The organism is Chitinophagales bacterium (assembly GCA_019694975.1).
Lineage (GTDB): Bacteria > Bacteroidota > Bacteroidia > Chitinophagales > UBA10324 > JACCZZ01.
Genome location: JAIBAY010000002.1, coordinates 236,612 through 250,871, shown reverse-complemented (window position 1 = coordinate 250,871; position 14,260 = coordinate 236,612). Strand labels below are relative to the sequence as shown.

13 protein-coding genes and 1 tRNA gene are annotated in these 14,260 nt (G+C 44.6%); 5 read left to right on the top strand and 9 right to left on the bottom strand.

Annotation, left to right across the window (positions count from 1 at the left end):
- Positions 1 to 211: 211 nt before the first annotated feature.
- The gene (locus tag K1X61_04250; GenBank protein ID MBX7107841.1) at positions 212 to 631 is read right to left on the bottom strand and encodes a nucleoside-diphosphate kinase; all 420 of its coding nucleotides are present in this window, start codon (positions 629 to 631) and stop codon (positions 212 to 214) included.
- Positions 632 to 740: 109 nt separating this feature from the next.
- Here K1X61_04250 and K1X61_04245 point away from each other — a divergent pair, with 109 nt between their 5' ends.
- The 4 genes from K1X61_04245 to K1X61_04230 all read left to right on the top strand — a co-directional run bounded on the left by K1X61_04245 (position 741) and on the right by K1X61_04230 (position 4,169).
- Positions 741 to 1,751: a DHH family phosphoesterase gene (locus K1X61_04245; protein MBX7107840.1), complete on the top strand. Its 1,011-nt coding sequence runs from the start codon at positions 741 to 743 to the stop codon at positions 1,749 to 1,751.
- Positions 1,752 to 1,753: 2 nt separating this feature from the next.
- A complete protein-coding gene (locus K1X61_04240) occupies positions 1,754 to 2,605 on the top strand; it encodes an FKBP-type peptidyl-prolyl cis-trans isomerase (protein ID MBX7107839.1) in 852 nt (283 codons plus the stop codon).
- A gap of 94 nt (positions 2,606 to 2,699) precedes the next feature.
- The gene (locus tag K1X61_04235; protein MBX7107838.1) at positions 2,700 to 3,560 is read left to right on the top strand and encodes an FKBP-type peptidyl-prolyl cis-trans isomerase; all 861 of its coding nucleotides are present in this window, start codon (positions 2,700 to 2,702) and stop codon (positions 3,558 to 3,560) included.
- Between the two features lie 75 nt (positions 3,561 to 3,635).
- Positions 3,636 to 4,169: an RDD family protein gene (locus tag K1X61_04230; GenBank protein ID MBX7107837.1), complete on the top strand. Its 534-nt coding sequence runs from the start codon at positions 3,636 to 3,638 to the stop codon at positions 4,167 to 4,169.
- 340 nt (positions 4,170 to 4,509) lie between these two features.
- Here K1X61_04230 and K1X61_04225 read toward each other — a convergent pair whose 3' ends face one another.
- The 8 genes from K1X61_04225 to K1X61_04190 all read right to left on the bottom strand — a co-directional run bounded on the left by K1X61_04225 (position 4,510) and on the right by K1X61_04190 (position 13,734).
- Positions 4,510 to 4,935: a hypothetical protein gene (locus tag K1X61_04225; GenBank protein MBX7107836.1), complete on the bottom strand. Its 426-nt coding sequence runs from the start codon at positions 4,933 to 4,935 to the stop codon at positions 4,510 to 4,512.
- 442 nt (positions 4,936 to 5,377) lie between these two features.
- On the bottom strand, positions 5,378 to 5,758 hold the full coding sequence (locus tag K1X61_04220) for a hypothetical protein (protein MBX7107835.1): 381 nt from the start codon (positions 5,756 to 5,758) through the stop codon (positions 5,378 to 5,380).
- 252 nt (positions 5,759 to 6,010) lie between these two features.
- Positions 6,011 to 6,457: an Hsp20/alpha crystallin family protein gene (locus tag K1X61_04215; GenBank protein MBX7107834.1), complete on the bottom strand. Its 447-nt coding sequence runs from the start codon at positions 6,455 to 6,457 to the stop codon at positions 6,011 to 6,013.
- Between the two features lie 296 nt (positions 6,458 to 6,753).
- Positions 6,754 to 7,419, bottom strand: coding sequence for a DUF2461 domain-containing protein (locus K1X61_04210; protein ID MBX7107833.1), 666 nt, complete (start codon positions 7,417 to 7,419; stop codon positions 6,754 to 6,756).
- Between the two features lie 401 nt (positions 7,420 to 7,820).
- Positions 7,821 to 8,546 carry a class I SAM-dependent methyltransferase gene (locus K1X61_04205; protein MBX7107832.1) on the bottom strand — a complete coding sequence of 242 codons (726 nt, stop codon included), beginning with the start codon at positions 8,544 to 8,546 and terminating at the stop codon, positions 7,821 to 7,823.
- Between the two features lie 53 nt (positions 8,547 to 8,599).
- Positions 8,600 to 11,419 (bottom strand): glycosyltransferase, encoded by a 2,820-nt coding sequence (locus K1X61_04200; GenBank protein ID MBX7107831.1) that lies wholly within the window; start codon positions 11,417 to 11,419, stop codon positions 8,600 to 8,602.
- 181 nt (positions 11,420 to 11,600) lie between these two features.
- Positions 11,601 to 12,572: a carbohydrate kinase gene (locus tag K1X61_04195; protein MBX7107830.1), complete on the bottom strand. Its 972-nt coding sequence runs from the start codon at positions 12,570 to 12,572 to the stop codon at positions 11,601 to 11,603.
- A 22-nt stretch (positions 12,573 to 12,594) separates the two neighbouring features.
- Positions 12,595 to 13,734: a pyridoxal phosphate-dependent aminotransferase gene (locus K1X61_04190; protein ID MBX7107829.1), complete on the bottom strand. Its 1,140-nt coding sequence runs from the start codon at positions 13,732 to 13,734 to the stop codon at positions 12,595 to 12,597.
- A gap of 382 nt (positions 13,735 to 14,116) precedes the next feature.
- Between K1X61_04190 and K1X61_04185 the strand changes: the two genes are divergently transcribed.
- Positions 14,117 to 14,190: transfer RNA gene (locus K1X61_04185), tRNA-Met, on the top strand.
- Positions 14,191 to 14,260 lie beyond the last annotated feature (70 nt).

Below are 14,260 nucleotides of genomic sequence, written 5' to 3'. Positions count from 1 at the left end.
CAGGCAATCAATGCTGTCGTGCCGAATTTATTTCGGCATCCGTCAATGAATAGAAGAGATGCTGTTCCCGATCAATCATGACAGGATGAATCCAGGTATTTTAAGATAGCTTCTAATAAGTCAGCAAGCAGCGGTTATGCTGTAGCTATATTCTTAAGTTCATGCCCAACTTTCATTATTCAGCCTGACTTATAACATGGTAATGATTCACTCAGAACCGCTCAAGTGCTGAAAAGAAAAAGCTGCCTTCCGTAGCCGCATTCTCATCAGAATCGGAGCCGTGAACAGCATTGCGTTCAACAGATTCAGCATAGGCTTTACGGATGGTTCCTTCTGCTGCGTTGGCAGGATTGGTAGCGCCAATCAGTGTTCTGAAGTCTTCCACGGCATTTTCCTTCTCAAGAATCATCGGAATCACGGGTCCGGAAGTCATGAATGTCACCAGGTCGTTGTAAAATGGCCTTGCACTGTGTACCTCATAAAATTTGCCGGCCTGTGCAGCGGTAAGATGGGTATATTTCATAGCCACAATCTTAAATCCGGCATCCGTAATTTTCTGGATGATGTTGCCAGCATTGCCGTTTTGTACCGCATCAGGTTTTATGATGGTCAGGGTTCTGTTGCCTTTCATTTGTGATTGGTTTTTTCTGATAGATTGGCGGCAAAAGTAAACTTCCGGCGTTAACAGTAATATTTTGGCAGCAAATAAATTTTACTGACCTTCGCGCAGCTTTTTTTGAATGAACCAGCCTGATGAACTGAATCTACTGCTTTCAGTTCCACGTAAGATTATCATCACCACACACCAGCGCCCGGACGGAGATGCCATGGGATCATCGCTGGCTTTGTATCATTATCTACTGTTAAAAGGGCATTCACCCACCGTTATCTCGCCAACAGAGTATCCTGATTTTCTCAGCTGGCTACCGGGCAATAAAGAGGTGGTGATCTATGAAAAGGAACCGCTCCGCTCAAAACAGCTCGTTGAATCGGCTGAGGTTATTTTTTGCCTTGACTTTAATAAACTCTACCGGCTTGAAGAGCTGGGCAAACTGATTGAAGTGTCTGCCGCCGCGAAGGTGCTCATTGACCATCACCTGGAACCGGATGAATTTGCCAGTTATATGTTTTGGGATACCGCGGCCTGTTCAACCGCGGAGTTGCTGTTTGATTTTATCTGCAGCTTCAACGATAAGCAACTGATTACAAAAGATATTGCCACTTGTATCTATACAGGCATCCTCACGGATACCGACCGTTTTCGTATTCCCACCACATCTCCGTCAGTACATCGTATTGCAGCAGCATTACTGGAACTGGGTATCAATCACACTAAGATCTATGAAGAGGTGTACGAAACATTTACTGAAAACAGGCTCCGGTTCTTTGGGTACTGCATTCGTGAAAAACTCGAGATCATTAAAGAACTGAAGACAGGCATCATCTGCCTGGAGACAGCCGACCTCAAAAAGTTTCACATTCAGTCGGGCGATACCGAAGGCGTGGTAAACTATCCGCTATGGATCAAAGGCATCAGGCTTTCTGCATTAATCATACAACGCCCTGATGAAGTAAAGCTGTCATTCCGTTCCAAGGGCACCTTTGATGTGAATGACCTGGCACATATTAACTTTTCAGGCGGTGGCCATAAAAATGCAGCCGGTGGACGTTCAGCGTTTACTGTCGCTGAGACCCGCGAAAAATTAATTTCTATCTTAGCGCCCCTCAAAAATCAACTCAACAGACCATAAACATGAATAAAATTACCTCGTTACTTGTGTTGCTGTCAGTCACTGTGGCCATAGTTTCCTGCTCGGAGCAGAGCGACTATAAAAAAAGCCCCAACGAGCTGGAATATAAAATCATCACAGACAAGCAACAGCCGAAAGCTAAGATAGGACAGGTGATCAAATACAATGTTTATTGGAGGAAGATGAATGACTCTCTGTTTCTCAGTACAAGAGATAAAAATATCCCGCTCTATAGCATGGTTGACTCGCCAAAGTTTAAAGGCGATCCGCTGGAGGTGCTGGCTATGATGGGCGCCGGTGACAGTGTTTCCTGCAAGGTGCCTGTTAACCTTATCTTCAAGGGAAATCCGCCTGTATTTTTGAAGTCAGGTGATTTTATGAAGCTGGATATTACGGTAGATGAAGTGCTTTCACAGGATGACTATAACAAGATGATGCTGGAACAATCTGCCAGTCAGCTCAAACTGGAACAAAAGATTATAGAAGATTATATGACACAGAAAGGTATGAAAGGCATCAAGACACCGGATGGAATTTATGTAGTGATGGAAACAGAAGGCACGGGTAAGCAGCCTGTTGATGGAAGCGTGGTACGGGTTGATTACACAGGAAGGCTGCTGAATGGTAATGTTTTTGATTCATCCATGCGTCCCGGCGGACAACCCTATCAGTTTCAGATTGGTAAAGCCTCGGTAATCGCAGGTTGGGATAAAGGCATACCATATTTTAAAGCAGGCGGCAAAGGTAAATTGCTGATACCATCACCTCTTGGCTATGGAGAACAGGGCAACGGACCAAATATTCCGCCTAATTCGCCACTTGAATTCGACATTCACCTGGTTGAAGTGAAATAACTGACACCTCGTTTGCATGGTCAATTAATTTAAACAATCAGCATAATCTGCTGGGTTATCATTTAAAAGCTAAAAAGCCAAATCTAAAATGAGTATGAAATCAGGTGTTGCCGGTCTTGCAGTGCTGTTGCTGGTAAGCACTACTGCTTTCTCGCAGAGCAAACTTACAGATGGTTATCAGCGGACCACACGCGGCTTGTATTATAAAATTATTGTGGATGGCAAAAAGCCAAAAGGCAAACAGGGCGACATCATCAAAATGAATCTGGAATACCTTACCCAAAAGGATTCAGTGTTGTTTTCAACTTACCAGGAAGAGATGGGGCCTGTGCAATTCACTATCAGCCCGCCTACTTTTAATGGTGATCCAATGGAGGGCTTTACCTTGTTAGGTGAAGGCGACAGCGCTATATTCCTGATGCAGTCGGATTCAGCATATAAGGGACAGGAAATGCCACCTTTTGCAAAACCGGGTGAGTTTGTAAAGATTCATGTGAACGTATTATCCATGATGACCAAAGATGAATACGACAGGAAGAAAGCGGAAGAAACAAAAGCACAATCGGAAAAGGATGTCACGATCATTGAGAACTATCTGGCCTCCAAAGGCCTGAAAGCCCAAAAATCTCCCAGCGGATTATACTATGTAATCGATAAACAGGGCGAAGGTGCCAAAGCCGAAGCCGGCAAAACAGTTTCGGTGAATTATACCGGTAAATTCCTCGATGGAAAGGTATTCGATTCATCGTTAAGTCCCGGACATACTCCATTGTCATTTAAGCTCGGCGCAGGTCAGATGATAAAGGGTTTTGATGAAGGAATTGCCTTGCTGAATGTCGGTGGCAGCGGTACGCTGATCATTCCTTCTTCACTCGCCTGGGGCAGCCGCTCACAGGGTGCTATACCAGCCAATGCTGTGGTGGTGTTTGATGTTGAACTCCTCGAAGTGAAATAACAGAGACCGGCTGCATAAGTACCCATTGAAGGCAACGCGGTAAAGTGTATCTTGTTTCCATAAAACCAAATACTCATGGAAATCATCGACACACATAACGTGCAAGGCAATACAGCTTTACCGGTCAATCATGCCGGATTCCTCCTTCGTTTTGTAGCATATTTCATCGACCGGCTCGTTGTGGGTTTCATCAGTTTTGTGGTGATTCTGCCCATGCTGGCTATCTTCGGCATCAGTGTCTTCGGCATGAGCAGGGTCACCGACCTCTCCAACTTTGAAAACCTTGATGACGGGGCAAAGTTTGCGCTGATCGCGGGTTTGATTGCGGCCTATTCCACCTTTATCGTGATAGCAGTTGCTATTAGCTGGTTATATTATGCTTTGATGGAATCATCTTCGCGGCAGGCCACACTCGGAAAACTGGCAGCCGGCATAAAAGTCACTGATATGAACGGGAACAGGATTTCATTCCTGAATGCCACCGGCCGCTACTTTGCCAAAATATTATCCGGATTGATGTTTGGTATCGGCTACGTCATGATCATCTTCACTGAAAAGAAACAGGGCTTGCATGATATCATTGCCGGCACACTCGTCATCCGGAATTAACAGGCTTATTTGCAAGTTCAACTGATGGGTTGAAACGAACTGCCAATAGCACTTTGTGATCATTGCGCAATCCTTCGTGTCCTTTGCGGTTGAAATGATCAATACATAAAGAGAAGTCAAACACAAAGAACACAGAGAGACTCACGAAGAGCACTGTGTAAAACAATGGATGAAAACACAACTTCAAATAAAATCAGAGGGCTCAAAAAATATGATTCACCTGATGAAGTGCATTTTTATTACCAGGATAAAAAATACTGCAGCCATTGGTAAACAAACGGCTGCAGTACACAAAAAGAAAGATATTTTTCTGCCGTAGATCTTTTATGGTGGTGTCGGATCAGTTGATCTGCACGCTGCTGATCATCTGATCAAGGTAAGGATAGACCTGGCTGTATAAGCTGCTGTTAACACCTTTGATTTTTTCCTTTGGATTTTTATAGCTGTAATAGATCATTCCATCCTTATGCTGAATGATTTTGATTTCCGGCATCTGCGTTTTCATTTTTATCCATTCCTGCTCTGCAATCTGTGTTACCGAAAACAGAAACACAGGTGCTGAATTGCCGTTCACCAGGGAAAAGGAAGTGACCGCTCCATTTTGCTCTTTTATGATATTGCTTTTCCATTGTTCCGGGATACTGGCACTGATATCGGATGATGGTCTTTTGACAGCGGCAACCACTGCATAGTTAAGTGATGAAAGAAGCAACATACACAGCATGATGCCGGTTGTTGCGATCCTGGAAGCTGAAGAGTTTTTCATAAGCTGCTTTTTTTGGGTGATTGATTATTGTTTGTGTTACAATAAGTCGGATTCATGCCTCAAATGTTACAGCAGCATACAACAAATAAGACCAAGACAACCTTGATGAAGATGAATTCTTTCCGGGCTTCGACAAAACACGAAAAGGTGTTATCGGGTTTTATTTCGATGGTTCTTTCGGCCACCGTTTGTAACAGCTTCGATATTTAACTAAAGGAACAAATCACGCTGCCTGCATTTTGCATTTCAAAGCAGTAAGTATTTTAACGACGGACTAAAACAGTTGACGGTTGGTGTGTTATTCAATTTTTCTGCGGAGGTGCATAGATAATTGGCAGTTTAATGACCTTGCTTTAAGGAAGAATGTTCCTGAAATTCCCGGCTTCTCCATCATCAAGTGCAGGATGAAATGCTGATTAAACTTTATCAGCTGGCTGATACATCAGGTAGCAGCAGGTACAAAGAGTGGTGAATTTCCAAAAAAATCGCAGGCCTTAGAATGCGTCTTCCATGCATCTTCCTCATTGGTGCTCGGAATCATTTCATCAAAGTCAAATTCCTGATCTGCTTCTTTCTTGTAACCTACATAAGTGATGTAAGAGCCGTCTTCTCCGGCATGATCTTCAGCCACCGCAAAGCAAGTGAGTATCATCACCCTTATTTTGAAAGGGGAGCGGCCTGCATAAAATACCGGGCCTAAACGGTAAGGCGTTATTGCATCATGCTCTGCTTTTAGAACTGCTTTCGGATGCATGGAGATTTCTTCCGGCAACAGAACAGGTTGTTCGTGAATTGCGGTCTTGCTGATGGATTGTGCTTTCATGAGTGAGTACATTGTTTTTGAATGATTGTAATAGAATCAAAAAGTGTGTTTGTAATATAATCATTCAAATCAATTGTGCAACTAATGGACGGTTGCCATCAATTTATACGTGCATAAACCGGTAAAGGCAAACGGAACGGCGGATGCCAGTCATAAACATGTTATTGGCCATCTTTTGCAGATGCAACCATGCTACAATAAAAAAGGCGACCCGTGAGACGGATCGCCTGTAAAACACCCCCAACTTTCTGCTTAAGAAATCTTGATTTCAATCGCGCCTTTATCGATTGCCTGTTCCTTTTTACCGATGGTCACTTTTAAAACACCATCCACATATTCAGCATTAATCTTTGAGCCGTCAGCTGAATCCGGTAAACTGAAGGTGCGGGTGAAAGCTGCAAAACTGTATTCCCTGCGCGTCCATTTATCATTGGAATCTTCTTCATTGCGTTCCATCTTGTTGGAGATGGTCAGCATGTCTTTTTCCAGGGTGATGTTGAAATCAGCCTTATTCCTGCCGGGTGCCATCAGTTCGATCTGAAACTGATCTTTGCTTTCTTTAACATTTACCGGAGGCAGGTAACCAAAGGTGCGGTTGTCGGTTAATGTAGCAAAGTCATCGCGGTTGAATGCATCTAAGGTTTCGTTCACCCATTTCTGAAACGGATGAATGTCATTTTTGAATTTTACGAGTGTCATAGCTTTAGAGTTTTTGATTTGATGCCCTCCTTAGCAATGCACATACCACCGGAAGTTATATGCCATTAAGGCTGATTTATTGAAGATTGACTGCCATTAAGGTTGGTTTTTATTTTTTTTGACGACTAAAAGTGCATAAAATGCAGCATTCCTGCTAAAACAGTGATAATACAAGAGCCATATTCAGGAAATGACCTTCAGCCTGAATTTCCAGATTACTGGTTTTGCGATACTTACTGTTCATGATGAATTGAATGAGCAGATAGCACCGTTTCATGGTTAATACAATGGTCCCGCTATTCAACGGCTTTGTTGAGGAAGCTGATAAATGGATACATTTCTTTGAAACAGGAGGAAACGCGTTTAACAAAATTTTTAGTAAGCACTTCCTCATCACCAAGTGATGCGCCGGCAACAAAGCTCTTCAGTTTCAGGTATTCGATGGCCGGATTTTCAGGTAAATAGTTTTTGGGTGGTCGGGCAAGTTTTGCCGCTGTGTCGATGCTTCCAAAGCTCTTCCGGAAAGATTTGGCAGTCACGATCTTCTTAAAGTCATTGAAATTATAGTCTATTTCCTGGCGAATTTTACGCAATTGTTCCGCATCAGGCATCCAGATGCCGCCGCCGGCAAAACATTCACCGGGCTGTACATGTACATAATACCCGGCGGTAGGCGCATTTTTTCCACCTTTCGCCATTACTGCGCTTATGTTTATTTTATAAGGCGCCTTATTGGGTGAAAAACGAATATCCCTGTTGATTCTGAAAAGGCATTTCTTCGCATCAAGTTGTGCAATTGACGGATCAAAACGTGCGATTTCCTGGATGATCTCGCCTGTCACCGTAACGAAATCTGCCCTAATAGCTTCATAAAGCGGACGATTTTTTTCAAACCATTCCTTGTTGTTGTTTTTCTTCAGCCCGGAAAGAAACCTGAATGTTTGTGGATGCAGTTGTGCCATGATTACGAAATGAATTTGATTTGAATAAGAGCCATCGGTGTAAGAATCAGTGTATGAAAGTAATTACTTCAGGAAAAAAATTCACCTTCCTTCCTGCACCGTGCATTTACACGTTGTGCTGTGTGGCTTATTCTGTGGATAAATCCAGCAGGAATTCAGCTTATAAATTTGCCGTGTTTTTATTGTCGTGACGTAATGAACATGCATCATAGTTACGCATCTGTTTTTATCAGGAATAACAAGATATCAGGTAGCATGATGAATACTTCATTCATTGAGCAGCAAGGTGTTTGCTATCGCTGCTTGCAAAGGGTTGTTTCTTCCGACTGTAAGAAGCAGCTATGATTACAGAAAGCTGTTTGAATTTGTTGTTCATACAAATCATGTGGTACCTGCTGCTTTCAGATCTTTCCCTCGCCAACAACGGATACACCGGCCAGCAGATTCGCGCGGCGGACAGGCATTTCTATGGTGCAGATGGTTTTCAATAAAGCATTCACCAGCCGACCTGAAGGTTTCATATCAGATTCCGGCTTTCCGGTCTTAGAAGAAAATCTCCTGGCAAGCCATACCAACGGAAATATGCTGCCATAGATATAGTAGATACTTTGCCTTTGATAAGCGCAATCAGTTAATAGGTTGCGTAAAGACCGGGAGGTGTAACGGCGGTAATGCCCGAGATAAACATCATGCCCCGACCACAGGCTCATGAATGCCGGCACAGTAATAAAGAAATGATTGTAGTCACCTGCCGCATTTTTCTTAATAGCCCGAAGCATGCCATGCGCATCTTCAAGGTGTTCGAGCACATCCATCATCACCACCACAGCATTTTGAATAACCGGTGGAAGTGAACGGGTTTTCTCCACAACCTGATTTGTGGTAGCGGCAATCTCTTCATCGTTGTAACCGATATCAACAAGATAAATTTTAGCAATCATCGAAGGCACCTGTTCCAGTAATTCATACATGAAAAAGCCGGAACCCGATCCAACATCAACAATGGTGAGCGGAACATTCGCCTCTTTGTAAACCTTTTTGATATACTTAATCAGCGGGATCTTTTTTGACTGGTAGTACCAGTGTACTTTAGGATTTACGCCGCTCTCCAGTTCTTTCAGATCCATGACAGGAAGTATGCTGTTTTGTTAGATGACGTTTGAATGATGTTGCGGTTATTTTATTGCCCAGCCTGTTGAAACTGTTTTACCACATCGAAATACCGTTGTGCTGTTGCATTGTCGCCTTTCTGCTGGTATATCAACCCGAGATAATAATAAGCCTGCGGATTATTGGGATTGGATTGAAGCGACTGATTCAGTAACTGAATCGCCTGTTCCGTTTTACCTGCCTGGGCATAAGCAAGTCCAAGCAGGCTTAGCGCCGTGAAATTAGCCGGATAGATCTGCAGCGATTGTGTGATGGACTGAATAGCCTTCTGCGGATCATTCAATTGCAACTGCGCAGTGCCGAGACCGGCCAATGCTTCTTCATTTTTAGGATCATACTTTACAGCAAGTGAGTAGAGCGAATCAGCCGCGGCAAAATTCTTACTGTCCATTGCCGCTACTGCATAGAAATCGGATTTGTCTTTTCTCTCTACCACAATGCTCAAGGGTACATTGTCAGCTTTTGCCGTATAGATAGTATGTGTGTTGGGCCACGATTTGTTTTTCAATTGCGACTGATCGATGAAACGGGAATAGAAAATGCCATAGTCCCAGTCTTTGGACGCACGTGAATAATACCGCACATAAATCACGTTCACACGGGCTGTATCATTTCTGAAGTAATATTTAACAGGTTCAATGCAGTTGGTTGCCACCGTAATTTTCTTTTGTCCGCCCATCAAATCGTTCTGTTGATGAAACCATTCGCTTGTCTCGCGGATACTGTTCATCCAATAATCTGTTTCATAATTTCCATAGGCACCATTGATGCCTCCGGTGAATTCATTGAAATAGCAATATTCATTCGGATGATTTTTGATTGACCACGAGAGTGGGAGCGCAACTCCGGCGACCAATGCCAGCGCTGTAACGCCCGTCAACAACTTATTTTTTGCAGCCCGGAACAACACCTCAAAGAACAGCGCTGCCAGTACCGTGAGCAGCGGAACAATAAAGAGGAAATGACGTAGCCCGTCATACAGAGAAGATTTTTTATACACTGCATAAGCCCATGGAAAGACTATGGCAAAAGTCAGCAGCATGATGTGCTCCCACCGTAAGATCTTCCTCGTAAAAAAGCTTGCTGCGACCATCAGGATTGCCGGAAAAAGAATGATCAGCGGCGTGGTAATGGAGATCCAGGTAGGTATGTAGTTCCACGGTACTTCGTTCGACATGATATGCTTCCCGGCAAAGAGTATCCTGATGGTGGTGGAAAAATTCTGCATTTCCCTCAATGCTTTAAAAGGATTGGTGAAAGGTGCTTCCAGTCCATAGGGCCAGAACAGGAGAGCGCCAAAATATCCTGCCGCCGAAACCAGCATAACATGTTTGACAAGCCGCAGGAAGGCTCCCTGCTGCATGATTTTTTCACGTACACTTTTGTTGAACAGCCATTCCGTAACAAGGAAGACGAGCAGGATTCCTACGAGTATGAGGCCGCCTACCCGGATACCAATGGCAACAGCAATACCCAGCGAAGCATAGATTAAGGTGCGGATGGAAGGCTTGGGCAGCTCAGTTATCCATTTGAAGAACTGGTATATGGAAAAGGCGTAAGCGGCGGCAAAAGGAATGTCTTTGGGGTTATTCATAGATTGCCCGAACAGTTGTGGTGAAACGGACAACAGCACCAGTGCAATAAAGCCACTTCGCCAATTGCCAAGCCTTTGTGCAATCAACGCGGCAAAAAAGATCATCAGGAATCCGAACACGGCGTTAAGCAGGTGCCGCATATCATAAGGATCAAGGATGCCGATATACCGGTTGGCGGCAGCACACAGCATATCGAAGAAACCACCGTAGAAGTAGAGGTTCTTAAACTCCAAAGCAGCTTTGTCTTTACCCAAAGTGGTAAAATAGTCAAGCACTTTTTCGCCATAATCTTTTTGCACTCTTTCATCACCGGTGATGCCAAACTGAAAGCTGAGTGTGGCCATGATAAAAAACAGCAGCACTGTCGCAACCGCGAACAGCATTCTGAATATCGCATCCTGCTTTTCCGTATCGCCGGCTGAAATATTCTTTTTGGTGATCAGTGCCAGCGGCATGGTGATATAATATTCCCATTTCAGCCGGATGGAAACAGCGAGCACACTTAAAAACATCGGCATTGAATCTTTGAGGGGGGAAATTTTGCTTCCTGACTGCGCATCCCATTTCACGGGCATATCGTTCACGGCAATATTCTTTTGCCTGGCATGATATAAAAGTTCCACATCGTGTGCCCAGCCGGTGGAACGTTGCATGGCAAAGAGTTCTTTGGCAATATCTGCAGGATAGAGTTTGAATCCGCATTGCGTGTCGCGGTGGCTGAGCGGCGTAAGCAGTCTTACGCAGAAATTAAATATTCTGCCGGTCCATCTACGCGATGATACTTCTGTTATTTTGGATTGCTCATGTTCACGTGAGGCAATCATGATTTCATCAACCGGCAGTTTATTATGGCTGATAGAAAGCCACTTTTCTATTTCAACCGGGCGGCACGACATGTCTGCATCAAGGGTTAATACATGCGTGCCGGTTGCTGCCGCAACTCCCTGCTTTAATGCAGCGCCTTTGCCCTGGTTTTTCTCCTGCCTGATGAGTATGCATTTCCCTGATTCCAGCTGATGCTTCAAAAAATCATTCGATTGTATGGCCTGAACGGTACCATCGGTGCTGCCATCATCCACGATGATAATCTCATAACTCATGATGCCTCTTTTCACAAATTCCTGAAGGCCGCTTACCAGCTGCGGGATCCGCTGTTCTTCATTGTAACAGGGAATCACCAGCGAAAGCTTCGAATCATTTTTTGTTACAGGCGTATTTTTCTTTGATACCGTCATGAATGAGAATGAAATTATAGTGGCGGAAAAATAACAGAAAAGATTCAGTAACGGAATGCCGTATTAACAATACAGAAATGAAAGGCAGGCATTTTATAATTACGGACAGGTAGAAACGGAAAATTCGGTGGTTCTGCACATGCCTTCATAAAGAGCGGAGAAAAAATTTAATCTGCTGCTTTTATGCTTCATTCAGTAACATGCCGGCTGTAACGGGAACTACTCCCGGATACTCACAAACAAGCCCGCCGGCAATATTGGCAAGGCTGGCTGCATGGGGCAATGAAATGCCTGCAGCGAGGCAGAGGGTCATCACGGCAATTACTGTATCGCCTGCTCCCGATACATCGGCGATATTGCGCTGATGCGCCGGAAAAATGCCTGCTTCCCTGTCGCTGTGAAAGAAGATACCCATCTCTGAAAGCGTGATGAGGGTAATCCGGTTTGACAACTTTTTTCTCAATTTATCTGAGACGGCAGTAAGCGTAGCTTTATTGATTTTACTGATATCTGCGTTAAACGCCTCCCTGATTTCCCGCAGGTTAGGTTTAAAGAGGTCGATATCTTTATAAGCGAAAAAATTTTTCTTTTTCGGATCTACGGCTGTAATTATTTTTTTCGCCCTGCACAGTTTAATGATTTGAGTAATTACTTTTTCGGTAAGCACACCTTTATTGTAATCTTCAAAGATGAGTGCGGCAGGTTTATGCCTGTTGATAATCTCAGAAACTTTAGCGATCAGTTTTTTCTCAAGGTCTGCATTCAGTTCGTCCGTTATCTCCGTATCATATCGCAGCATCTGCTGATTCCTGCTGAGCACTCTTGTTTTTACCGAGGTAACTCTCGTTGGCGAAGCAAGCAGGCCTTCCGTTGCCATACCGTTATTTTTCAGGATACGTCGAATGGATTGCGCGGCATCATCATTTCCAGTGACAGCACATAGCAGCGGTACTGCGCCTAATGACCGCAGGTTCAACGCAACATTGGCTGCACCGCCCGGGCGTTCCTCTTTTTCTTCCACAGTAACTACCGGCACAGGCGCTTCGGGAGAGATGCGTTGAACACTGCCGCGCAGATACACATCGAGCATCACATCGCCGACCACAACTATCCTGCAACCTTTAAACTGTGCTATGACTTTTTCTAAGTTCAATGAAGTTTTATTATGGTGCCTTTCAAGTCAATTTTTGCAATGCATCTTTTATTCTTTTCAGTGCTTCCGTCAGTTGATCTTCTGAGGTGGCATAGGAAAGGCGCACGCAATTTTCGTTTCCGAATGCGGTACCCGGCACCAGCGTTACATGGGCATGATAGATAAGATAGTTGCAGAAGTCATCGCCATTCATGATGATCTGTTCGCCATTCGATTTGCCGAAGAAATAACTCACATCCGGAAAAACATAAAATGCACCATCCGGTTTATTGGCAACGATGCCGGGAATATCAGCCAGCAACCTCAGTACCAGGTCGCGCCGCTTGTGAAAAGCTGCTGCCATATTATCTGCAGCCGACTGGTCGCTGGTGATGGCTGCCAGTGCAGCGCGCTGCGATATTGAACTGGCGCCGGAAGTAATCTGTCCCTGCATTTTTTCACAGGCTTTTGCCAGCCAAAGCGGTGCACCGATGTAACCCAATCTCCACCCCGTCATCGCATAGGCTTTCGAGCAGCCATTCACCACCACCACACGTCCTTTCATCGATTCAAACTGTGCGATGCTTTCATGATGGCCTGTGAAGTTGATGTGCTCATAGATTTCGTCAGAGATAATGAAGATGCCCGGATGCCTGGCAAAGACATCAGCAAAAGCTTTCAGTTCCTCTTTGGTATACACCGTGCCGGAAGGATTGCAGGGAGATGAAAAGCAGAAAATTTTTGTGCGCGGACTGATTGCTTCTTCCAGCTCGCCGGGCGTGATTTTAAAGTTATTTTCAACGGTGGAAGGAATCAGCACCATGGTGCCTTCTCCCAGCTTGATGATTTCGCGATAGCTGACCCAATAAGGGCTGGGCAGGATCACCTCATCGCCCGGATCGAGCATGGCCATCATCACATTGGCAATAGATTGTTTGGCGCCGGTGCTTACAACAATCTGATCGGGGGCAAAATGGAGATCATTGTCGCGCCTGAATTTTTCAGATATCGCCTGTCGCAAATCAAGGTAACCAGCCACGGGCGGATATTTTGTAAAACCATCGTCAATCGCCTTCTTTGCTGCATCGCCGATATGTTTCGGCGTCTGAAAATCCGGCTCACCCAGGCTGAGGTCAATGATATCGTAACCTTTACTCCTTAGTTCCCGGCTCAGCTTCGCCATTTGCAAAGTCTCTGATTCTGCCAGCCTGTTGATCCGGTGTGATAGTACTTCCATGAAAGAAAATTAGACGCGCAAAAATAGGAAAATCATTCAAGGGCAGCCCGCCCGCCTTATATAATATGCTAACAGCGGTTTAATCAATATTTCATGCAGCGTTCACGGCTTCGGCCATCAGCTGATGTGTCATGCATATAACCGCTGTCAGTTCTTCTGTAGATGAAGTTCAGTTTGCATTGTTATTTTGCATTGCACGCAACAAAATTCAATGCTTATATTTGCAGCCTTTAATTCAAGCCGTTGATGAACGAACCATACATTATCCGCTGGCAAATTTGATCGCGGATGGTGCATTGGTTCAGGATTCCGTATCCGGAAAGTAAATGGCGAGGTAGCTCAGATGGTTAGAGCGTCGGATTCATAACCCGGAGGTCGAGGGTTCAACTCCCTCTCTCGCTACTGTAATGGAGGAGAAGCAGGAGCAGGCAGCTAATATCCGCTGCAAACGTTCGTTTCTGCCCCTGATGCA

Coding starts and splice junctions, on each gene's coding strand:
- K1X61_04205 (MBX7107832.1), bottom strand. CDS start 8,546: ATGGATCTGAAAGAACTGGAGAGCGGCGTAAATCCTAAAGTACACTGG.
- K1X61_04215 (MBX7107834.1), bottom strand. CDS start 6,457: ATGACACTCGTAAAATTCAAAAATGACATTCATCCGTTTCAGAAATGG.
- K1X61_04235 (MBX7107838.1), top strand. CDS start 2,700: ATGAAATCAGGTGTTGCCGGTCTTGCAGTGCTGTTGCTGGTAAGCACT.
- K1X61_04200 (MBX7107831.1), bottom strand. CDS start 11,419: ATGACGGTATCAAAGAAAAATACGCCTGTAACAAAAAATGATTCGAAG.
- K1X61_04245 (MBX7107840.1), top strand. CDS start 741: ATGAACCAGCCTGATGAACTGAATCTACTGCTTTCAGTTCCACGTAAG.
- K1X61_04250 (MBX7107841.1), bottom strand. CDS start 631: ATGAAAGGCAACAGAACCCTGACCATCATAAAACCTGATGCGGTACAA.
- K1X61_04210 (MBX7107833.1), bottom strand. CDS start 7,419: ATGGCACAACTGCATCCACAAACATTCAGGTTTCTTTCCGGGCTGAAG.
- K1X61_04220 (MBX7107835.1), bottom strand. CDS start 5,758: ATGAAAGCACAATCCATCAGCAAGACCGCAATTCACGAACAACCTGTT.
- K1X61_04230 (MBX7107837.1), top strand. CDS start 3,636: ATGGAAATCATCGACACACATAACGTGCAAGGCAATACAGCTTTACCG.
- K1X61_04225 (MBX7107836.1), bottom strand. CDS start 4,935: ATGAAAAACTCTTCAGCTTCCAGGATCGCAACAACCGGCATCATGCTG.
- K1X61_04240 (MBX7107839.1), top strand. CDS start 1,754: ATGAATAAAATTACCTCGTTACTTGTGTTGCTGTCAGTCACTGTGGCC.
- K1X61_04190 (MBX7107829.1), bottom strand. CDS start 13,734: ATGGCGAAGCTGAGCCGGGAACTAAGGAGTAAAGGTTACGATATCATT.